General features: G+C 73.4%; 19 protein-coding genes. 3 read left to right on the top strand and 16 right to left on the bottom strand.

What is annotated here, in order from left to right; all coding sequences use genetic code 11:
* Positions 1-6: 6 nt before the first annotated feature.
* Positions 7-678 carry an SUMF1/EgtB/PvdO family nonheme iron enzyme gene (locus tag P3T37_RS03950; protein WP_280721980.1) on the top strand — a complete coding sequence of 224 codons (672 nt, stop codon included), beginning with the start codon at positions 7-9 and terminating at the stop codon, positions 676-678.
* On the opposite strand, the gene P3T37_RS03945 is transcribed toward P3T37_RS03950, so the two are convergent.
* From P3T37_RS03945 to P3T37_RS03935, 3 genes are read right to left on the bottom strand one after another with little or no spacing between them, the layout of a single operon-like run.
* Complete coding sequence (locus tag P3T37_RS03945) at positions 679-1,932, bottom strand: MFS transporter (RefSeq protein WP_280721979.1); 1,254 nt, start codon at positions 1,930-1,932, stop codon at positions 679-681.
* A complete protein-coding gene (locus P3T37_RS03940) occupies positions 1,926-3,161 on the bottom strand; it encodes a cytochrome P450 (RefSeq protein WP_280721978.1) in 1,236 nt (411 codons plus the stop codon). The genes P3T37_RS03945 and P3T37_RS03940 overlap by 7 nt, the downstream gene beginning before the upstream one ends.
* A complete protein-coding gene (locus P3T37_RS03935) occupies positions 3,148-4,104 on the bottom strand; it encodes an alpha/beta hydrolase (RefSeq protein WP_280721977.1) in 957 nt (318 codons plus the stop codon). The genes P3T37_RS03940 and P3T37_RS03935 overlap by 14 nt, the downstream gene beginning before the upstream one ends.
* A 214-nt stretch (positions 4,105-4,318) precedes the next feature.
* Here P3T37_RS03935 and P3T37_RS03930 point away from each other — a divergent pair, with 214 nt between their 5' ends.
* Positions 4,319-5,590, top strand: coding sequence for a cytochrome P450 (locus tag P3T37_RS03930; RefSeq protein WP_280721976.1), 1,272 nt, complete (start codon positions 4,319-4,321; stop codon positions 5,588-5,590).
* A gap of 334 nt (positions 5,591-5,924) precedes the next feature.
* Here the strand turns inward: P3T37_RS03930 and P3T37_RS03925 are convergent, their stop codons facing one another.
* Positions 5,925-7,130, bottom strand: coding sequence for a cytochrome P450 (locus P3T37_RS03925; RefSeq protein WP_280721975.1), 1,206 nt, complete (start codon positions 7,128-7,130; stop codon positions 5,925-5,927).
* A gap of 202 nt (positions 7,131-7,332) precedes the next feature.
* Here P3T37_RS03925 and P3T37_RS03920 point away from each other — a divergent pair, with 202 nt between their 5' ends.
* Positions 7,333-8,151 carry a thioesterase domain-containing protein gene (locus tag P3T37_RS03920; protein ID WP_280721974.1) on the top strand — a complete coding sequence of 273 codons (819 nt, stop codon included), beginning with the start codon at positions 7,333-7,335 and terminating at the stop codon, positions 8,149-8,151.
* Between the two features lie 4 nt (positions 8,152-8,155).
* On the opposite strand, the gene P3T37_RS03915 is transcribed toward P3T37_RS03920, so the two are convergent.
* From P3T37_RS03915 to P3T37_RS03860, 12 genes are read right to left on the bottom strand one after another with little or no spacing between them, the layout of a single operon-like run.
* Positions 8,156-9,742, bottom strand: a complete 1,587-nt coding sequence (locus P3T37_RS03915; RefSeq protein WP_280721973.1) for an AMP-binding protein — start codon at positions 9,740-9,742, stop codon at positions 8,156-8,158.
* A 39-nt stretch (positions 9,743-9,781) separates the two neighbouring features.
* Positions 9,782-10,573 carry a DUF3050 domain-containing protein gene (locus tag P3T37_RS03910; protein WP_280721972.1) on the bottom strand — a complete coding sequence of 264 codons (792 nt, stop codon included), beginning with the start codon at positions 10,571-10,573 and terminating at the stop codon, positions 9,782-9,784.
* Positions 10,574-10,599: 26 nt separating this feature from the next.
* Entirely contained in the window at positions 10,600-11,562 is a 963-nt protein-coding gene (locus tag P3T37_RS03905; RefSeq protein ID WP_280721971.1) for a transketolase C-terminal domain-containing protein, read from the bottom strand.
* Entirely contained in the window at positions 11,559-12,539 is a 981-nt protein-coding gene (locus P3T37_RS03900; protein WP_280721970.1) for a thiamine pyrophosphate-dependent dehydrogenase E1 component subunit alpha, read from the bottom strand. Before P3T37_RS03900 ends, P3T37_RS03905 begins: the two co-directional genes overlap by 4 nt.
* Positions 12,536-13,447, bottom strand: coding sequence for a phytanoyl-CoA dioxygenase family protein (locus tag P3T37_RS03895; RefSeq protein ID WP_280721969.1), 912 nt, complete (start codon positions 13,445-13,447; stop codon positions 12,536-12,538). Before P3T37_RS03895 ends, P3T37_RS03900 begins: the two co-directional genes overlap by 4 nt.
* A 20-nt stretch (positions 13,448-13,467) precedes the next feature.
* Positions 13,468-14,496 carry a 4-hydroxyphenylpyruvate dioxygenase gene (gene hppD / locus P3T37_RS03890; protein WP_280721968.1) on the bottom strand — a complete coding sequence of 343 codons (1,029 nt, stop codon included), beginning with the start codon at positions 14,494-14,496 and terminating at the stop codon, positions 13,468-13,470.
* 43 nt (positions 14,497-14,539) lie between these two features.
* Positions 14,540-15,835: a beta-ketoacyl-[acyl-carrier-protein] synthase family protein gene (locus P3T37_RS03885; RefSeq protein WP_280721967.1), complete on the bottom strand. Its 1,296-nt coding sequence runs from the start codon at positions 15,833-15,835 to the stop codon at positions 14,540-14,542.
* Positions 15,832-17,460, bottom strand: a complete 1,629-nt coding sequence (locus P3T37_RS03880) for a class I adenylate-forming enzyme family protein (protein WP_280721966.1) — start codon at positions 17,458-17,460, stop codon at positions 15,832-15,834. The genes P3T37_RS03885 and P3T37_RS03880 overlap by 4 nt, the downstream gene beginning before the upstream one ends.
* Entirely contained in the window at positions 17,457-18,071 is a 615-nt protein-coding gene (locus P3T37_RS03875) for a beta-ketoacyl synthase chain length factor (protein ID WP_280721965.1), read from the bottom strand. Before P3T37_RS03875 ends, P3T37_RS03880 begins: the two co-directional genes overlap by 4 nt.
* Positions 18,068-19,144 (bottom strand): beta-ketoacyl synthase N-terminal-like domain-containing protein, encoded by a 1,077-nt coding sequence (locus P3T37_RS03870; RefSeq protein WP_280721964.1) that lies wholly within the window; start codon positions 19,142-19,144, stop codon positions 18,068-18,070. Before P3T37_RS03870 ends, P3T37_RS03875 begins: the two co-directional genes overlap by 4 nt.
* Positions 19,145-19,184: 40 nt before the next feature.
* The gene (locus P3T37_RS03865) at positions 19,185-19,433 is read right to left on the bottom strand and encodes an acyl carrier protein (RefSeq protein WP_280721963.1); all 249 of its coding nucleotides are present in this window, start codon (positions 19,431-19,433) and stop codon (positions 19,185-19,187) included.
* The gene (locus P3T37_RS03860; protein WP_280721962.1) at positions 19,430-19,708 is read right to left on the bottom strand and encodes an acyl carrier protein; all 279 of its coding nucleotides are present in this window, start codon (positions 19,706-19,708) and stop codon (positions 19,430-19,432) included. The genes P3T37_RS03865 and P3T37_RS03860 overlap by 4 nt, the downstream gene beginning before the upstream one ends.
* Positions 19,709-19,724: the final 16 nt, after the last annotated feature.

Genomic DNA, 19,724 nt, shown 5'->3' with positions numbered 1-19,724 from the left:
GTCTCCATGGACGTGAGCACGCAGGACGACATGGTCGCCATCCAGCCGGGGCAGGTCACCCTGACGGATCGTCGGACCCGGCGGAGCTGGCCGGTTGAGCTTGCCCCGTACCAACTCGCGGCGTTCCCGGTCACCCAGGAGCTGTACGCACGGATCACCGAGCAACGACCCGGCACCGCCCGGGGAGAGCGGTTGCCGGTCGAGGGCGTCTCCTGGTGGGACGCGGTCCGGTTCTGCAACGCCCTGTCCGAGCACGAGGGTTACGCGCCCGCCTACCGCCTCGACGGTGACGACGAGGGCATCGAGTGGAACGCGAACGCCGACGGGTACCGGCTGCCGACCGAGGCCGAGTGGGAACACGCCTGCCGGGCCGGCACGACCGGGCCGCACTACGGTCCGCTGGACGAGATCGCCTGGTACCGCGGCAATTCGGACGAGCGCATCCACCAGGTGGGCGGCCGGCGGCCCAACGCCTGGGGCCTGCACGACATGCTCGGCAACACCTGGGACTGGTGCTGGGACGTCTACGACGCCGAGGTCTACGGCAGCTACCGGGTGCTGCGCGGCGGCGGCTGGTTCGACGAGCACTGGAGCTGCCGGGCCTCCGCGCGGCGCCGCAGCCACCCGAGCTTCCGGGTCGACGACGTGGGGTTCCGGATGGCGCGTTCGCCCCGGTGACTACGGGGCGTTGTCCAGGCTGCGCAGGGTGCGGTCGTTCTGGAGCCAGAGGGCGGTGGCGCCGTAGAGGGCGGCGGCGAGCAGGATCGCGGTGCGGGCGCCCTGGGAGTCGGCGAGCAGGCCGAAGAGGGAGGGGGCCAGCCAGCTGACGCTGGAGCCGAGCAGCTGGGTGGCGTTGCCGGTCTGCGCCTGGAGGTCGTCCGGGGTGATCCGGGTGGCCCGGACCTGGAAGACGATGATCGCGGGCATGACGGTGAAGGTGCTGACCGCGCCCAGGACGGTCATCAGCCAGACCCAGGGCGCGAACGCGATGCCGACCGCGCAGAACGGCAGCAGCCAGGAGGTGATCAGCACCCACGCGCGGCCGCCGAGGAGCTTGGCCAGGCGCGGGCCGAGCAGTGAACCGCCCAGCCCGCACAGGGCGTTGACCGACACCATGGCGCCGACCTCGGTCGGGTCGGCGCCCCGGCTGCGGGCCAGCACGATCACCATCAGCAGCATGCCCGCCGCGACCGCGTTCACGGCGGCGCCCCACAGGGCGTACATCCGCAGGTAGGGGTTGGCGAGCACGTAGCGCACGCCGGCGGTGACGAGTCGGCGCAGCGGTTCGCGTCGGGTGCCTGGGGAGGGACCGCGCTCGGGGTCCAACGAGCCGCGGATCAGCGCCGAGGTGACGGTGATCGCCCCGAAGGAGAGCGCGTCCAGGCCGAACGGGAGCGCCTGCGCCACGCCGAAGAGCGCGCCGCCCACCGGCGGTCCGATCATCGCGGCGGCCTGGCCGCGGGCCTGGGTGAGGGCCATCGCCGCGGGCAGCTGCGCGGACGGGACGACCCTGCGCACCGCGCCGCGCCCGGCGCCCATGAAGAAGGCGGAGGCGCAGCCCTGCAGCGCACCGACTGCCATCAGGTGCGCCAACCAGATGTGGTGGGACAGCACGGCCGGCACCACGCTGGCAACGGCGAGCAGTTGCAGCAGGGAGGTGACCACCATGATCCGCCGGCGCGGGTAGTGGTCCGCGACCACTCCGGCGGGCAGCAGCATCAGCAGGCTGCCGACCAGGGTGGCCCCGCCGACCAGGCCGGCCTGAGCGGCCGATCCGGTGGCGGCCAGCACCAGCAGGGGGTAGCAGATGCCCGACATCTGGGTGCCGAGCGCGGAGACCGCCTGCCCGCTCCACAGCAGGTTGAAGTCGCGGTTGCGGTGCAGCGGCGGCGGCTCGGCGGCTGCCGCCGTCGGCTCCGACTCGGCTAGCACACGGTGACCGGGAAGTCGGCGAAGCCGCGCAGCACGGTGCCGCGGCGGACCGGGGTGCCGGCGGCGGCCAGCTTCGGGAAGCGCTCCAGCAGCGCGGGGAAGAAGACCGCGGCCTGCATCCGGGCCAGCGGCGCGCCCAGGCAGTGGTGCACGCCGCCGCCGAACGAGAAGACGGTCGGGCCGCCGGTCCTGGTGACGTCGAAGAGGTCAGGCTCGGGGAAGGCGCGCGGGTCCCGGTTGGCGGCGCCCAGCATGAGCACCACCTGCCCGCCCGTCGAGAACCGGACACCGTCGATCGCGCCGTCCTCGCCCGCCACCCGGGCCATCGCCTGGACGGGCGTGTCGTAGCGCAGCATCTCCTCCACCGCGCCGCCGACCAGCCCCGGGTCGGCGCGCAGCAGGTCCGCCTGGGCGGGGTGGGCCAGCAGGGCGGCGAGACCGTTCAGCAGCATGTCGACCATGCTCTCGATGGCGGCGCTGAACACCAGGGTGAGGGTCTGCTCCAACTCGTCCTGGGTCAGCGGGTCTTCGGCGTCGTCGTCCATGGCGGCGACCAGGGCGGTGGTGACGTCGTCGCGGGGGTCGGCGCGGCGGCGGGCGGCGAGCTCGCCGAAGTAGCCGGTGAGTGCGGTGCCGGCTCGGTCGATGACCTCCAGGTGGGCGTCCTTACCGCCGCCGTCCACGGCGAGCCGCAGGCCCTCCAGGGGCTCCCGCAACCGGGGTTGGTCCTCCTCGGGGACGCCGAGCACCTTGCCGATGACGGCGATCGGCAGGCCGGCCGCGAGCACCTCGTGCAGGTCCACGGCCGAGCCGTCGGCCCCCTGCTCGGCGACCTGGTCGAGGATCCGGCCGGTGAGCGCGCCGACGTACGTACGCAGGGCGGCGGCGCGGCGCTGGGTGAAGGCGCCACCGACCAGTCTGCGCAGCCGGGTGTGGCCCGGCGGGTCCTGGAAGAGGAGCGACTCGGTGGTGGCCCGTAGTCCGGGGTGGTCACGCCAGTCGGGGCGCTTGAGGTCCATCCAGGCCGCGTTCTGCGCATGGAAGCGCGGGTCGCGGCTGACGGCGACGCAGTCCTCGTAGCGGGTGAGCAGCAGGCCGCCGCCGGGCACGGGGTGCACGGGCGCGTACGCGCGCAGCTGCGCGTAGTGCGGGTACGGCTGGGCAGCGCCCTGCGGGGTGCGCAGGGCGGCCAGCGCGTCGGCGACCGGGTCCGGGTCAGGCGAGGTCATCGGCCCGCCCCTGCGCGAAGGCCGCCCGCAGCCGCTCGGCCGCCTGGTCGACGGCCGCCCGCCCGCCGTCCAGGACGCCGGACATCGCGAAGAAGCCGTGCACCATGCCCGGGTACCGGGTGGCCTGGACCGCGACGCCGGCCTCCCGCAGCCGCTGCGCGTACTGCTCGCCCTCGTCGCGCAGCGGGTCGTACTCGGCGGTGATGACGGTGGCCGGGGGCAGCCCGGTGAGGTCCTCGGCGCGCAGCGGGGAGGCCAGCGGGTGGTCGCCGTCCGTCGCGTCGGCCAGGTAGTGGCCCCAGTACCAGTCCACCGAGCGGTGGTTGAAGAGCAGCGGGTCGGCGTTCTCGCGGCGTGAGAGGGTGTCGGCCCGGTAGTCGGTGTTGGGGTAGACCAGCAACTGGTGGACCAGCGCGGGGCCGGAGCGCTCCCGGGCGAGCAGGGTGACCGCCGCGGCGAGGTTGCCGCCGGCGCTGTCCCCGCCGACGGCCACCCGCTCCGGGTCGATCCCGAGGAGCTCGGCGTGGTCGGCCACCCAGCGCGCGGTGGCCCAGCAGTCCTCCACCGCGGCCGGGAAGGGGTGTTCGGGGGCCAGCCGGTAGCCGACCGAGAGGGTGGTGCAGCCGACCGCGTTGGTCAGGCTGCGGCAGAGCGCGTCGCAGGTGTCGACGGTGCCGAGCGTCCAGCCGCCGCCGAAGAGGTACAGCAGCGCCGGGTGCGGGCCCGGTGCGGCCGGGCGGTAGACCCGCAGGAGCAGCTCGCCGCCGGGTCCGGGGATGCCCAACTCGGCTACCTCGCCGACCGGTTCCGGGTCCCCTGCGGCGCCGCGGATGTCGGCGAGGTCGGCCGCGCGGGCGCGCTCGACGGTCAGTTCGTACAGCGGTGGGGTCGCCGATCGGGCGCGGCGCTCACGCAGGGCCTGGACCTGTGGATCGAGTGGCATCGGGCTCTCCCGGTTGGGGAACGCAGGGCGAAGGTGCGATCGGCAGCCTGTCGAGACCTTACGGTGACCATGGAGCAGAGAGCAATGATATGAACGGAGTTGACCACCTGTCAGCTGATCGCGGAGGCGGTCGCAGACCTCGACGGACCGGGTCCGGGCGGCTCAGAATGACCCCTGCGCGGACCACTGGACCCTTGATCGAGGAGGCTGGCCGATGGGTGAGCAGCAGAGCCACGACGAAGAGGCGGCCGAGGTGCTGCTGGCCCGGCTGGGCACTCCGCAGGGCCGGGCCGACCCCTACCCGGTCTACGCCGAACTGCGCGCCCTGGCACCGGTCTTCCGCAGCCGGCGCGGGCAGATCTACCTGACCGGCCACCAGGACTGCGCGGAGCTGGTGCGCAGCACGGCGTTCCGGGCCCAGGGACCGGACTGGATGGACCGGGTCTCCCCCGGCTGGCGCGAGCGGCCGGGCAAGGTCGCCACCATTGAGGCGATGCTCTTCCGCGACCCGCCCGACCACACCCGCCTGCGCCGCCTGGTGTCCGGCGCGTTCACCGCGCGCCGGATGGCGGCGCTGCGCGAGCAGATCGGGCAGCTGGCCCGGACCGCGCTGGACGAGATCGCCGACGCGGGCGCGGACGGCGGCACCGTCGACCTTCAGGCGCTGCTCTCCCGCTCGCTGCCGGTCTCGGTGATCGGGACGATGGTCGGCGTCCCGCCGCAGGACTGGGGGCTGCTCCAGGAGTCCATGTCCGCGATGATGCAGGTGGTCGAACTCAGCGTGGACGAACCGGCCTTGGCCGCCGCCGACCGTGGCGCCGAGACACTGATGGACTACTTCGCGGCGCTGGTGGCCGACCGCCGCAAGGAGCCCACCGACGACCTCGCCTCGGCGCTGGTGGCGGTGCGCGACGAGGCCGGCGAGGACAGGCAGCTGAGCGCCGACGGGCAGGCGGGCGGGCTCAGCGAGGCGGAGCTGCTGCAGACCCTGCTGCTGCTCTTCATGGCGGGCGTCGACACCATGGTCAACCACCTGGTGAACGGGACCGCCGCGTTCCTGGCCCACCCCGAGCAGGCCGCCCTGCTGCGCGCCGCGCCCGCGCTCGCCCCCGGCGCGGTGGAGGAAGCGCTGCGCTACGACGCGCCGATCCAGATCCTGGCCCGGGTGGCCGCCGAGGACGTGACGATCCAGCGCACCCCGGTGGCCGCCGGCACCCTGGTGATCGGGCTGCTGGGCGCCGCCAACCGCGACCCCGAGCGGTTCGCGGACCCCGAGGCGTTCGACATCACCCGGCCCGGCACCGGCTCGGTCTCGTTCGGCGGCGGCATGCACTTCTGCCTGGGCGCGCCGCTGGCCAGGATCGAGTCCGCGGCCTTCTTCCCGGCGCTGCTGGAGCGGTTCCCGGGACTTCGGGCGGCCGGCAAACCGGTGCGCCGGGGCATGGTGCTGCGCGGTTTCGAGCATTTCCCGGTGACGCTGCGCTGAAATCCCGGGAGAACCGATCACCGGGTATTCGATCAACCCGGTGTCCGGTTTATCCGTCTTGGCAGGGCAGTGATTCCCGGCTATCTTGAAATTGCTCCACCGTACGTGTCCTGTCCAGTGTTCCACACGAATGGAGGCCAGCTATGAGTCGTGTCGCCGAAGAGCCCACCGTCAGCGTCGCCGAGGAGCCGAACGTCGTCGAGGACGCCAGCGTCGTCGAGGACTGAGTTCTCGTCGGCCCCTTTCGGGGGCTGATCTGAATCCGGGCCGGTGGGACCGAATCAATGATTCCGTCCCACCGGCCCGGGCCGTTCCCCCCGCCCGCGTCAACCGCTCACCAGGCCACCGGGAGGCTGAGCAGCGGGTGGATCAGCGCCCCCTCGGCGTACCGGACGTCCTCGGGCGCGACGGCCAGCCGCAGGCCGGGGAAGCGCTCGGCCAGGCCGCGCAGGGCGAGCGACAGCTCCAGGCGGGCCAGCGGGGCGCCGGGGCAGAAGTGCGCGCCCAGGCCGAAGGTCAGGTGGGGATTGGCGGTGCGGTGGATGTCGAAGCGCTCGGGATCGGGGAAGTGCCCGGGGTCGCGGTTGGCGCCGGGGATCGACACCTGAACGGCCCGGCCGGGCTGGACCGTGCCGGCCGAGAGCGGCGTCGGCTCGGTGGCGACCCGCAGGAAGGCGCCCTCGCTGGGCACCTCGAAGCGCAGCACCTCCTCGACCGCCGCGGCGGTCAGCGCCGGGTCGTCGCGCAGCGCGGCGAACTGCTCGGGGAACCGCAGCAGTGTGAAAACGCCCCTGGCCAGCGTGGACGCGGTGTTCTCGTGGCCGCCGATGAGCAGCGCCGTGAGCATCTGCACCAACTCCGCCTCGGAGAGCCGCTGCTGCTCGTCGCAGGCGGCCACCAGCACGTCGACCAGGTCCTCGCCGGGCTCCTTGCGCCGCTGCGCCAGGAAGGCCCGGATGTAGGCCAGGAACTCCCGGTTCGCCCGCAGCCGCTCCTCGGTGCTGGCCTGGTCCACCGCGAAGAAGACCCCGGTCCACTCCTGGAAGAGCCGGTGGTCGCCGGCCGGCACGCCCACCAGCGCGCACATCACCGCGATCGGCAGCACCCCGGCGAAGTCCGCGACCAGGTCGGCGGGCGGTCCCGCGGCGGCGATCGAGTCCAGCAGGCCGTCCACGATGCGCTGCACCACGGGCCGCCAGACCGGCTCCTGGCTGGGGCTGAAGGACCCCTGGATGACCTGGCGGAAGCGGCCGTGCTCCGGCGGGTCGTGGTTGATGATCGCGTCGGGGTGGTCGGACATGTCGGCCTCGGCGACCATCCGGGGCGCCCCCGGGTAGCGCAGGTTGCGGCTGAAGCGGCGGTCCCGCAGGACCTTGGCGACGTCCTCGTAGGCGACCACCAGATGGGCCGCGTCGCCGCTGGGCAGCACCACCTCGCCGAGCGGGCACTCCTGGCGGCGGCGCTGGTGCTGGCGCAAGGAGGTGCCGTACTCGTCGGGGTGCAGCGGAAAGGGAAAAGCGTCGGGCTGTCGGTCGGCCATGGTCTCCACAATTCTCACTGGGCTGTCGGAAGGCTTTCCGGATATCTTCTCCGGGAAACCGGAAACGGCCGCCCGCGCGACCCCGGGGAATTCCGGGCGCGGGCAGCGCGATCCGGGCAGTGCCGTGCAATGCCGTGCACGGTCCCCGGGGGTTTGCCATGATGTTCCGTGATAACCGTCCTCTCGTTCAGGGAGTGTTCCGATGGTGAATGTGCCGACGCATCCCGGATTCCAACCGCTGGTCGAGCTCTCGCCCGGTTCCGGGGACCCGCTGTTCTGCGTGCACCCGGCGGCCGGGATCGCCTGGGAGTACGCGGCGCTGGCGCCGCACCTCGATCCGGCCCAGCGGGTGCTCGCACTGCAGGCCGAGGGCCTGGCCGATCCGGGCCTGCTGCCGGCGTCCGTGGAGCGGATCGCCGAACGGTTCCTGGCGCTGGCCCGCGGCGTCCAGCCGCACGGCCCGTACCGGCTGCTCGGCTGGTCGTTCGGCGGCATCGTGGCCCACACCATGGCGAGTCGGCTGGTGGCCGCGGGTGAGCAGGTCGCCCTGCTCGCCCTGCTCGACTGCTTCCCCTACGATCCGGCCAGCCCCGCCCAGGAACCCACCGACCACGAGTACCTGACGACCCTGCTGGAGAACGCCGGCTGCGACCCGAGCCGCCTGGTCTCCCCGGACGGCGCTCCGCTGGACGAGGAGCGCGCCCGCGCCGTGCTGCTGGAGCGCGGTCACCTGCTGGACGGCCTGGAGGACGCCAGGCTGGCCGCCGTCCTCCAGGTCTTCCTGCACAACGTCCGGCTGCGCCGCCGGTTCACCCCGGAGCTGTTCCGGGGTGACCTGCTCTTCGTCAAGGCCGCGCTGGAGCGCACCGCGCCGCTCAACTCGCCCGAAGCCTGGCGGCGTTACGTCACAGGCCGGATCGAGTCTCACGAGATCGGCACCGAACACCGGCTGATGATGCGCCGGGAGCCGGCCGCCGAGATCGGCGGGCTGCTGGCGACGCGGCTGGCGCAGCGGCCGTAGCCCGTCACCGGGGCGCCAGGTCGGTCGCGGTCCGGCGCTCCGGGTCCTCGTAGTGCCGGGCGCGCAGGGCCCGCTTGTCCACCTTGTCGAGCGCGGTGCGCGGCAGCGAGTCGACGAAGTCGATCCCGCGCGGCGCGTGCAGAGCACTCAACTCGCCTGTCACCAGGGCCTGAAGCTCCTCGACCGTGACGGTCGCGGCCGGGGCGAGCACCACGTACGCGTGCGCCGCCTCGCCCCAGCCCGCGTCCGGCACCCCGATCACCGCGGCCGCCCGGACGTCCGGGTGGCTGCTCAGCACGTCCTCGACCGGGCGGGTGTAGACGTTGGCCGCGCCGACGCTGGTGATGATCATGTCCTTCTTGCGGTCCACCAGGTAGAGGTAGCCGTCCTCGTCCAGGTAGCCGAGGTCACCGGTGTGCAGGAAGCCGCCGGCCATGGTCCGCGCACTGTCCTCGGGTTCGTTCCAGTACCCCGTCATGACCAGCGAACCGGCCGCGCAGACCTCGCCGATCTCGCCGGTGCCCAGCACCTCGTCCTTCTCGCCGCGGATCTCGATCCGGGTGTCCGCGAAGGGCTTGCCGGCCGAGGCCAGCCGCTCGGGGTGCTCGGGGTCGTTCACCAGGAACGGCTGGTCGGCGACGAGCGGCAGCTCGCTGAGCCCGTAGACCGGGCGCAGCACCGGCCCGAACCGCTCGATCCCCTGGGCGAGCCGGGTGGGCGAGATCGGGCCGCCGCCGCAGTTGAGGTAGCGCAGGCTGCTGAGGTCGGCGGTGTCCAGCAGCGGGCTGTCCAGCAGCTCGGACAGCCGGGCCGGCGAGATGAAGACGCTGGTCAGCCGCTCGTCCCGGATGGTGTCCAGGAACGACGCCAGGTCGACCCGCTCGGCCAGCAGCAGCAGGCCGTCCTCGGCGAGCGTCAGCAGCGCCGGCATCTGGCCGCTGACGTGCACGAACGAGGTGGTGGAGAGGTGGCGCATGCCGAGCTCGCCGATCGAGCGGTAGTAGCCGGCGGCGGCCAGCAGCGCCAGGAAGAAGCGGTGCTCGTGGAGGACCAGCTTGGGCCGCCCGCTGGTGCCGCCGGTGTAGAAGAGCGAGGACGGCTCCGGGGTGCCGGGCGCGCGGACGAACTCCGGGCCGCCCGGCTCGAGCGGCTCCAGCAGGTCCGGGCCGACGCCGCCGGGCCCGGCGCAGAGGATCTGCAACGGCTCGGCGCGGTGCGTCAGTTCCTCGGTGAGCTGCCCGGTCCGCGCCGGGTCGTAGATCAGCACCTCGACCTGGGCGAGTTCGATGAACTCCACCTGCTCGCGGTAGGGCGGGTAGGTCGCGATCCACACCGTGCGGCAGCCGAGCAGGTGCAGCGCGAGCTGCAGGGCGATCGAATCGGGGTGGTTCCTGACCAGCAGGGCGACGCCGGCGCCGGGGCGCACCCCCTGCGTGCTCAGCTTCGTCGCCAGCTCCAGGACCATGCTGCGCATCTCGGCGTAGCTGAGCCTGCGCTCGCCGCAGACCACCGCCTCCTTCTCCCCGCAGGCGGCGAAGAGCTCCAGCAGCTGCTCGACGTAGTTGACGGTCGGTGCCGGCTGTTCGGTCATGTTGCCACTTCCTTGTGGTGAACGGTTGGTGACGGTCGGTCAGGAGAGGGTGGAGGCGTGGATCGCGGTCCAGAGCGCGGACCGGGCCTCCAGGGCGGTGCGCACCGTCTCGGCGCAGGCCGACCACATGGCGTCGTCCTCGCCGCACAGGTCGATCAGCATCTGCATCGCCATCGGGGTGTGCTGCTCGCCGTCGACCTCGATGTGCCGGGCCAGGTAGTCCTTGAAGGTGCCCAACTGCCCCTGCGCGTCCTCGATGCTGATGACCTGCTGGAACATCTCGGGGATGAGGTCCTCGCGCCCGAAGGCGAAGGCGGCGGCCTGGCAGTGCACCGGCGCGCTCTCGATGATGCCCCAGGTGGCGGCGACGAAGTCGACCGCGGCCTGCGGCGCCGCCGCGAGCTTGAGCGCCTCGGTCACCGCCGTCCCCTCGCGCAGCCGCTGCACGAAGGCGGTGATCGGGCCGGTGTCCGCACCGGACTGCGCCATGCCGGCGAGGTAGAGCTCGAAGTGGCTGATGAAGCCGTCGCCGAGCTCGTCGCTCTCCTCCACCAGCACGATGTCGTTGATGAGTCTGCGGCTGGCGGTGGGACCGCTGGGCACCCAGGGCACCGAGACGCAGGTGAGGCTGCGCTGCAGGCTCTTGAGCAGCGACATGAAGTCCCAGACCGCGAAGACGTGGGTCTCCTGGAAGGCCCGCACGGCTGCCAGGCTGTTCAGCCGCCCGTACATCGGGTGGCCCAGGACGGCCAGGCGGGCCGGCTCGATGGCCTGTTGCAGGGCGCTGAGTCCGGGGTGCCGGCGGTCCCAGTGGTAGCGGTCGGTGCTCATGGGGGTCTCCTTGCTCGAACGGTGCACTACATGGCGGCCCGGACGGCCTGCCGCAGCTGCTCCCGGCTGGGCTGCAGGGCACGGTCCAGGCCCAGGGCGAACGGCAGGACGGCGCCGTCCGGCCGGGTGACCCGGCGCGGGGCGGTGCGCAGCGGCGTGCCGCGCTCCACGACGGCGGCGATCACCTCCGCGCCCAGGCCGCACATCCGGTTGGAGTCGTCGACCACCACCAGGCGGCCGGTGCGGGCGATCGAGGCGGACAGCGCCGCCCAGTCGAAGGGGTAGACGGTGCGCGGGTCGAGAACCTCCACCGAGATCTCGCTCGCCAACTCCTCTGCCACCGCGAGCGCGTCGTACACCAGGTGGCCCGCGGCGACCACGGTGACGTCCTCGCCCGGCCGGTGGATCCGGGCCGAGCCGATCGGCACCGGCACCAGCTCGGTGGTGACGTCCTCGCGCACGCCCAGCGCCCCCGCCGGGGCGAACAGCACCACCGGGTCGGGGTCGCGGATCGCCGAGACGAGCAGGCCGTACGCGTCGGCCGGGGTGGCCGGGAGCAGGGTCTTCACGCCGACGTGCGCGAAGAGGCTGTACGGGTGGTCCGAGTGCTGGCCGGCCCAGCCGTCGCGCGAGCCGGATCCCGGCACCACGTAGGTGACGGGAGCGGCACTCTGGCCGCCCGTCATCAGCGAGGTCTTGTGCGCCTGGTTGGCGATCTGCTCGAACACCAGGAAGAGCAGCGAGGGGATCTGGAACTCCACCACCGGCCGCAGCCCGGCCAGCGCCGCGCCCAGCGCCATCGAGGTGAACGCCTGCTCGGAGAGCGGGGTGTCCACCACCCGGTGCGCACCGAAGCGCGCCTGGAGGCCCGGGGTGAGGCCGGACAGGCCCGCGCCGACGTCCTCACCGAAGACGCAGACCGCCGGGTCGCGGGCCAACTCGTCGGCGAGCGCCCGGTTCAGAGCCTTGGCGTAGGAGAGTTTGGTCACGTCAGGACTCCCGCCCGGGGCCGCAGCCCGTCGGCGTACAGGTGGTCGAGTGCCCCGGCCGGGTCGGGGTGCGCACCGGACAGCGCGAACTCCACGGCCTCGGCCATCAGTTGGTCGATCTCGCGGTCAATTGCCGCACGCTGCCCAGCTCCTGGGTCGCAGCGCTCTAACGGGTCCCGGCGCCGCCAGGACTCGACCTCCTCGGCGGTGCGGTAGTTCACCCTGACCCGGCGCTCCATGGTGTGGTGGCCCTCGAAGCGGTAGGTCCGGCACTCCAGGAAGGAGGGCCCGGCGCCGGACCGGGCGCGGGCCACCGCCCGTTCGGTGGCCGTCCGGACGGCCTCGACGTCCATGCCGTCCACCGCCTCGGCCGGGATCCCGAAGGCGGCCGCCCGACCGAGCACCGAGCCCGCGACGCCCGCCTCGACGGGCAGGGTGGTGGCGTAGCCGTTGTTCTCGCAGACGAAGAGCACCGGCAGCCGCCAGAGCGCGGCCAGGTTCAGCGACTCCAGCAGGACGCCCTGGTTGAGCGCGCCGTCCCCGAAGAAGGTCGCCACCACCCGGTCCAGGCCCTGGCGCACGGCCGCCCAGGCGGCGCCGGCCGCGATCGGCGCGCCGGCGCCCACGATGCCGTTGGCCCCCAGCACGCCGAGTGACAGGTCGGCGGCGTGCATCGAGCCGCCGCGCCCGCGGTTGAGGCCGTTCTCCCGGCCGGCCAGCTCTGCCAGCATCCGGCCCGGGTCGGCGCCCTTGGCGAGCACGTGGCCGTGTCCGCGGTGGGTGCTGGTCAGCTGGTCGTCGGCGCGCAGCGCGGCGCAGACGCCGACCGCGACGGCCTCCTGCCCGATGTACGGGTGGATCCCGCCGACGATCTCGCCGGACTTCACCAGGCACAGTGCCGTCTCCTCGAACACCCGGATCAGGCGCATCCCGCGATAGAGCTCGGCCGGGCCCGGGGACGCGGTGGGGGCGCTCACCGCGCGTCCCGCCAGAGCGTCGGGCAGTACCGCGGGTCCGCGTAGTCGGGGTGGCCTTCGGCGGTGCGCCGCACCAGGACGTCGTGGTTGTAGACCACCTGCGTGCCGTCCGCCTTGGTGTACGGCCGGTACCGGTTGGCGCCGTCCTGCAGGTGCAGCGAGATCGCCCGGCGCGGGCGGGCCGAGGCGTTGGCTCCGCTGCCGTGGTAGGTGCGGCAGTGGTGGAAGCTCAGGTGGCCGGCCGGGATCACCACCGGGACCTTGGTCACCTCGGCGTTGTTGAACCGGGCGGTCCGCGCGAGGATCTCCTCCAGCTCGGCGCGGTCGCGCTGGGCGAAGTGCCGGGTGGAGTCGTCGCCGTCGATCTCCTTCCACAGGTGGCTGCCGTCCACCATGGTGATGGTGCCCATCTCCTCGTCGCAGTGGTGGAACGGGATGAACGCCGTGAGCATCCGTTCCGAGTCGCAGGTCTGCCAGTAGTGCCGGTCGCAGTGCCAGGGCACCAGGTTGCTGGGCTCCTGCGGGCGCGGCGGTTTGAGGATCAGGGTGGACTGGAAGATCCGCACCTCGTGCGCCTGCGCCAACCGCGCGGCGACCGCACCGATCAGCGGCTTGCGCAGGATCGCGGCGATCGCCTCGCTGCGGTGGTGGATGTAGTCGTTGTGCCGCTGCACGTCGCCGTCGGCCGGTTGCCAGTCGGCCAGCCGGGGCGGCCGCACGGGCAGCTCGCGATCGGACCGGCCGGCGTAGAACTGCCCGCTCGCGGCCTCCAGCGTCGCCAACTCCTGGTCGCTGAACAGGCGCTGGGAGAGGTACCAGCCGTGCTCGGCGTAGAAGCCGACGTCCTGCGGTGAGGGCAGCAGCTCCCGGTCGGCGTCGGTCAGGGTGAACTCGGCCTGTGGTGTCACGATTCGCCTTCCTTCCTGGGTTACGCGTGGGAAGCGTCGGTGCGCTCCACGGCCTCGTAGAGGGCCTTGATGTTGGCGCTGCCGAAGGTGAGCGCCCCGCGCCGCTCGATGACCTCCAGGAAGAAGGTGCGGCGGGGGTGGACCGAGCGGGTGAAGATCTGGAAGAGCTGGCCGCCGTGGTCCCGGTCCACCAGGATGTTCAACCGGCGCAGCGTCTCCAGCGGAATCACCGAGTCGCCCAGCCGGTCGCGGAGTTGGTCGTAGTAGCGCTCGGGAGTGCTGAGAAAGGCCACCCCCCGGTCCTGGAGGGTCTGCACGGCGAGCGCGATGGACTCGGTGCGGAAGGCCAGATGCTGGACACCAACGCCCTGGTGCTGCTCCAGGAAGCCGTCGATCTGGCCGGGGTCGCGGCTGGTGTCCGGCTCGATCAGGGTCAGCGTGACGCCGCCGGACGGGCTCTGCACCACGATCGAGTCCATCCCCTGGGTGCCGACCGCGATGTACTCGGTGAAGATCTGTCTCAGTCCCAGGGTCTGCTCCATGAACCGTACGGTGCTTGCCAGTTCACCCGAGGGCACGCATACCGCGAGGTGGTCGACCTCGGCCAGCAGGCCGTCCGGCTGCTCGTCGGCGGGTGCCGGCTCGCGCTGCACGAACCGCAGGTCCACGTCGCCGAAGCCGCGGATCGAGGCGCTGACCACCCGGCGGCCGTCCTCCTGGTGGACGGCGGGGGGCGAGATCGGGACGGCGCCTGCGGCCAAGGCGGTGGCATAGCAGGCGGCGGCGTCCTCGCAGGAGAGCGCGACCGCCGCCACGCCGTCGCCGTGGCGGTGGACGAACTGCGCCGCGCGGTCGGCGGGTTCGTCCGAGGAGGTGAACAACAGACGGATGTCGCCCTGGCGCAGCAGCACCCCGGTGCGCCCCGCCGGCAGGAGCGCCGCACCCGGGTGCGGCCCGTACCGGAAGCCGAAGGTCCCGGCGAGCTCGCGGGCGGCCTCGTCGGCGTTCGCGACGTGGAACTCGACATGGTCGATCCGATCGATGCTCATGGCGCTGTGACCGTCCTCTGCGGGGGCTCTGCGATGGGTGCGCTCACGGGAGGGGCCGCGCGGGGGCTTCGGCAACGCCGCGGGCCAGCCGGGTGCTCGGCGCGCCGAAGACCAGGCTGACGTTGTGACCGCCGAAGGCGAAGGAGTTCGAGAGGGCGGCCCGCACCGGCACCCGGCGGGCCGCGCCGCTGACGTGGTCGAGTTCGCAACCGGGGCCCGGGGTATCGAGGTTGAGCGTCGGTGGCAGCAGGCCCGAGGAGAGCGCGAGGACACTCACCACCGCCTCCACCGCTCCCCCGGCGCCGAGCAGATGGCCTGTGGCGCCCTTGGTGGAGCTCACCGCCGGGCCCTGCTCGCCGAAGACCGCGCGCAGCGCGGTGGCCTCCGCGACATCGCCCAACTTGGTCCCGGTGCCATGGGCGTTGACGTAGCCGACGTCTGCGGGCGACAGTCCGGCCGAGGCGAGCGCGGCGCGCATCGAGTCGCCGGCGCCCTCGCCGTCCGGGCGGGGCGTGGTGGGGTGGTGGGCGTCGGTGGAGGCGCCCCAGCCGATCAGGTCGGCGTGGCCGGCGGCGCCCCGCGCGTCCGCGTGCTCGGCACGCTCCAGCACCAGCACGGCGCTGCCCTCGCCCAGCACGAAGCCGTTCCTGCGGTGGTCGAAGGGCCGACTGGCCTGCGTCGGGTCCTGCCAACCGCTGGCCAGGGCGCGGGCGTTGGCGAAGGCGGCGGCGATCGTCGGGTGCAGCGAGGACTCTGCCGCGCCGCAGACCACCACGTCCGCCTCGCCGCCGCGGATCAGCCGCAGCCCCTCCGCGATCGACTGGGCACCCGCGGCGCAGGCCGTCACGATGGACGAACTGTAGCCGCGGATACCGTACTTGATGGCGATCCGGGCGGCGCCCATGTTGGAGAGCATGCCGGGCAGCAGGTACGGGCTGACGCCGGGCCGGCCGCGCTCGGTGCGCTGCTGGGAGTGCTGCTCGAAGGTCTGAAGTCCGCCGCCGCCGGTGGAGACCACCACGGCGACCCGGCGCGGGTCCACGTCCCGGCCCACCACCAGGCCGGCGTCCGCCAGCGCGTCGTCCGCCGCCGCCAGCGCGAGCAGCACGAAGCGGTCCACCGCCTTCGTCTCGGTGCGCGGCAGAACCTCCAGCGGGTCGATCCAGGGCGCGACCCCGGCCGACTCCAGCCAGCCCCCCGCCGGGTGGCCCTCACCCGGTCGGCAGAGCCCGGAGCGGCCCGCCAGCAGCGCCTCGAAGAACTCCGCCGGCTTGCGGCCGAGCGGGGTGACCAGCCCGAGGCCCGTGACGGCCGCGCCGGGCAGCGCCGCGGCGCTCATCGCCCGGCCTCGGCGGCGAGGCCGGCCAGGTGCCGCTCGCGCAGCAGGACCTTGCGGACCTTTCCGGTCGGGCCCAGCGGGATGGCGCCGTCCTCGACCGCGATCACCTGCCGGACGGTGACGGCCACCGCCTCCTCCAGCGCGGCCGTCACCTCCTTGGTGCGGTCGCGCTCGCGGTCCGCGCCCGCGACCAGTTGCAGCAGCACGTCGGTGACCACCCGCTCGCCCTCGCGCGCCGCGACCACCGTGCAGTCCACCACGTCGGGGCAGGCCACCAGGACGCGTTCCTCGGACATCGCGGTGTGCAGGCGGCGGCCGCCGCCCAGGTCCACCGAGTCCACCGCGCGGTCCACGTGGTAGTAGTAGCCCTCCTCGTCCCGGTAGACCAGGTCGCCGGTGAGGAAGTAGCCGCGCACCCGGGTGCGGTAGGTGGTCGCCGAGTCGTTCCAGTAGCCCAGCGCCAGGGTGGGCGACCGGGTGCCCAACTCGCCGACCTCGTACGGCCCCAGGGCCTCGCCGGCCGGGTCCAGCACGGCGCAGTCGACGAACGGGTGCGGCTTGCCGACGCAGCGGCCGTAGCGCTCGCTCTCGCGGGTGTGGGTGATGTGGAAGTGCGAGTGGCCCATCTCGGTGGAGCCCAGGCCGTCCACGAAGACCGAGCCGGCGGTACGGCTGCGGCGCCGGTCCACCAGGGTCTCCCGGCTGCCCTGCGCCACCAGGCGGCGGATGTGCGTCTCGTGCGCGCAGTCGCCGGTGTTCCACCAGAGCGCGACCGAGGAGAGGTCGCGCGCGGCCAGGTCGTGGCGGGCCAGGTCGGACCAGGTGGCGGCGAAGCCGAGCACGCCGTTCGGGCGGCGGAGCTCGATCGCGTCCAGCACGGCGGCGCCGCTCTGCTCGGAGAGGAAGGCGATCTCGGCGTGCGAGCTGAGCGCGAGGTTGAGGGCGATCAGGGTCGCGGCGTGCGCCGCCGGCAGCGCGCTGAGCAGCCGGTCCGAGCCCTGTGGCCGCGGCAGCGCCAGCCGGTAGCGGACGGCCGCGTACAGGCTGTCGTGCGAGTGGACGACCGCCTTGGGCAGGCCGGTGGTGCCCGAGGAGTGGGTGATCGCCACCGGGTCCTGCGGTGCGTGGCGGTAGGCGGGCGGGGCGGCGTCCGGGTCGCCCGCGCCGAGCGAGCCGATCTCCGGTAGCAGCGGTGTGGCGGTGTCGTGGCCGGCCAGCGCCGCGCGGTGCCTCTCGTCGGCCAGCACGCCCACCGCGGTCAGCCGCCGGATGTAGCGGGCGGCCCGCTCGGGGTCCAGTCGGGGGTTGAGCAGGGCCGGGATGGCGCCGAGCCGGGTGAGCGCCAGGGTGGCGAGCACGGCCTCGCCGGCCGCGTCGGCGTGCACCACCACCGGGTCCCGGGGGCCGATCCCGCAGGCGGCCAGCGCGGCCGCTCTGGCCCGCACCCGCAGGTCCAACTCCCGTACGGTGAAGGGCTGCCAGCTTGGGATCCCGTCGATGTCGGTGTCGAAGGCCAGCACCGGCTGGTCCAGGCCGATGCCCAGTGCCATCCGGGCGGAGAGCACGTTTCCGGCGCCGACCTGCGGATCGGCGGCGAGACTGGCACGGATCTGACGGACGCTCACGATCGCTGGTCCCTTCGTTCACGGGTCACGAGTCTTCGGTGTGCTGCGGCGGGGGCGACCAGGAGCGCCACCGCGTGGTCCGGGTCCCCCTGGTCTCCCTGGTCTCCCTGGTCCGCCTGGTCCGCCTGGTCCGCCTGCTCGGCCTGCTCGGCCGCGATGACCAGGACCTGGTCCGCGTCGCCGTCCTCGATCAGCAGGGCCGCGCAGCCCAGCGCGTCGGCGAGGACGGCCTCGGCCCCGGCGCCGAGCGGGGCCGTGCACACCACCGGGCCGTCCAGCCCCCAGCGGGCCGCGATGTGGCCGGCCACGGCGTTGGGATTGGACTGGTAGAACAGCAGCGGCGCGACCGGCCGCCCCTCGGCCAGTGCCGCCGCGACCGCCGCGCGGGTCACCGTGTCGCCGCGGGCACTGGCCAGTAGCAGCCCGGTGCGCACCGCCGGGTCGGCCACCGCCCGCTGCTCCAGGCAGCGTTGGGCGACCTCGACGACCAGCGGTTGGAAGCTGGAGAGGATGAAGCCGGGCACCGGCGTCACGGTGTCCTCCGGTCCGTCCGGCCAGTGCGCGCACGCCAGCACGGACAGGCCCAGCTCCCGAGCGAGCACGAGGTTCATGCCGCCCCCACCAGGAGGGCCGTGTTGGCGCCGCCGAAGGCCGAGTTGAGGCTCAGCGCATAGCGGATGGCGCTCTCCCGCGGCAGGTCGCGCACCAGGTCGAGCGGGCACTGCGGGTCGGGTGCGCGCAGCCCGGCCTGCACCGGCAGACGGCCGCTGCGCAGCGCCTCGACGGTGACCACCAGCTCCAGCAGGGCCGAACCCTCCAGAGCGTGGCCGTGCACGCCCTTGGTCGAACTCACCGGCACCTTGCCGACGCCCTTGCCGAACACCAGCCGCAGCGCCTCGACTTCGGCGCTGTCGCCGAGCACGGCGCCGTTCGCGTTGGCGTTCACGTAGCCGACCTGGTCGGCGCCGATGCCGCCCCGGCGCAGCGCGCACTCGATCGCCCTGGCCAGCCCGGCCCCGTCCGGGCGCGGGCGGACCACGTGGTGGGCGTCCCCGGCCCGGCCCCAGCCCGCGAGCACCGCCAGCGCCTGGACGCCCCGGGCCGCGGCGCTCTCCGCCGCCTCCAGGACGACCGCCGCCACGCCGTCGCCGAGCAGCGCGCCCCTGCGGTCCGCACTGAACGGGCGGACCTCGCCGTCCCGGGCCAGCGCCCGTCCGGCGTCGAAGAGCGCGTACTGGATCGGCTCCACCAGGTACCCGGCCGCCACCACCACGCGGTCCGCGCGCCCGGAGGCGATCAGCGCGGCGGCGTCGGCGACGGCCGTACTGCCCGCCACGCAGGCCGTGGTGTAGAGGCGGGTCACCGCGGGCAGTCCGCAGCGCGCGGACAGCGCCCGCGAGAGCGGTCCCTGCGGCGTCGGCTCGTCACTGTGCACGGCCAGCAGCAGGACGTCCCGCGCTGCCGTGCGCACATCCAACTCAGCCTGGCCGCATGCCCGCTGGACCGAGCCCGCCAACTCGTCGAGCAGCGTGCCGGCTTCGGGCAGCAGGGCGGCCCGGTGCACCCGGTGGCGCTGGACGGCGAACCGGTCCACGGTGCTGAACGCGGCTCTGCCGGCGGTGATGTGGGGCTGGACCACGGCTGCGCCACGGCCGTGCGCGGTGAGCGCGTCGAGACCGGTCACAAGGACCCGTCTGGCGGTGGCGGGCCCGGGCGACCTCGGCTCACGCATGACCGGCGCCGCCGGCCAGCGCCGCGCACAGCACCTCGGTGGCACCGGTCACGGTGACCATCCGATCGAGGTCCCCGTCGCTCAGGTCGAGCGAGACCGTGTAGCGCTGCTCGACTTCCGTGATCAGCCAGGTGAGTTCGAGCGATCCGAGCGCCTCGTCCACCTGGTGGGGCTCGCGGTCGCCGAAGGCCGCCAGCATGGCGAGCACCTCGTCGCGGCCGAGCGGGGTGGTGGCGCTCATTCAGCTCTGCCCGCCGCGGCGCCGGCCAGTCTCGCGGCCAGGGCGGTGGCGAACTCGCCGAGGTTCAGCGTCGCCAGGGTCTCGACGTCCTCGTCGCTGAACTTCAGCCCGTAGACGTCCTCCAACTGGACCGTCAGCTCCGCCAGCGCCAGCGACTCCAGGTCGAGGCCGGCGGGTCCGAGATCGGTCTCCTCGGTGACCTCGTCGACGTCGTAGTTCATCTCCCGCAGGGACTGGACGATGAACGCGCTGATCTCCTCTTTCACATCTGCCACGGTGCTCTGCCTTTCG

Origin of the sequence: Kitasatospora sp. MAA4, from assembly GCF_029893355.1 — a bacterium.
In the GTDB taxonomy this organism is placed as follows: Bacteria; Actinomycetota; Actinomycetes; order Streptomycetales; family Streptomycetaceae; genus Kitasatospora.
This window is presented reverse-complemented; position numbering and strand designations above follow the sequence as displayed.

Coding starts and splice junctions, on each gene's coding strand:
- P3T37_RS03950 (WP_280721980.1), top strand. CDS start 7: ATGGACGTGAGCACGCAGGACGACATGGTCGCCATCCAGCCGGGGCAG.
- P3T37_RS03940 (WP_280721978.1), bottom strand. CDS start 3,161: ATGACCTCGCCTGACCCGGACCCGGTCGCCGACGCGCTGGCCGCCCTG.
- P3T37_RS03935 (WP_280721977.1), bottom strand. CDS start 4,104: ATGCCACTCGATCCACAGGTCCAGGCCCTGCGTGAGCGCCGCGCCCGA.
- P3T37_RS03930 (WP_280721976.1), top strand. CDS start 4,319: ATGGGTGAGCAGCAGAGCCACGACGAAGAGGCGGCCGAGGTGCTGCTG.
- P3T37_RS03925 (WP_280721975.1), bottom strand. CDS start 7,130: ATGGCCGACCGACAGCCCGACGCTTTTCCCTTTCCGCTGCACCCCGAC.
- P3T37_RS03920 (WP_280721974.1), top strand. CDS start 7,333: ATGGTGAATGTGCCGACGCATCCCGGATTCCAACCGCTGGTCGAGCTC.
- P3T37_RS03915 (WP_280721973.1), bottom strand. CDS start 9,742: ATGACCGAACAGCCGGCACCGACCGTCAACTACGTCGAGCAGCTGCTG.
- P3T37_RS03910 (WP_280721972.1), bottom strand. CDS start 10,573: ATGAGCACCGACCGCTACCACTGGGACCGCCGGCACCCCGGACTCAGC.
- hppD (WP_280721968.1), bottom strand. CDS start 14,496: ATGAGCATCGATCGGATCGACCATGTCGAGTTCCACGTCGCGAACGCC.
- P3T37_RS03885 (WP_280721967.1), bottom strand. CDS start 15,835: ATGAGCGCCGCGGCGCTGCCCGGCGCGGCCGTCACGGGCCTCGGGCTG.
- P3T37_RS03875 (WP_280721965.1), bottom strand. CDS start 18,071: ATGAACCTCGTGCTCGCTCGGGAGCTGGGCCTGTCCGTGCTGGCGTGC.
- P3T37_RS03865 (WP_280721963.1), bottom strand. CDS start 19,433: ATGAGCGCCACCACCCCGCTCGGCCGCGACGAGGTGCTCGCCATGCTG.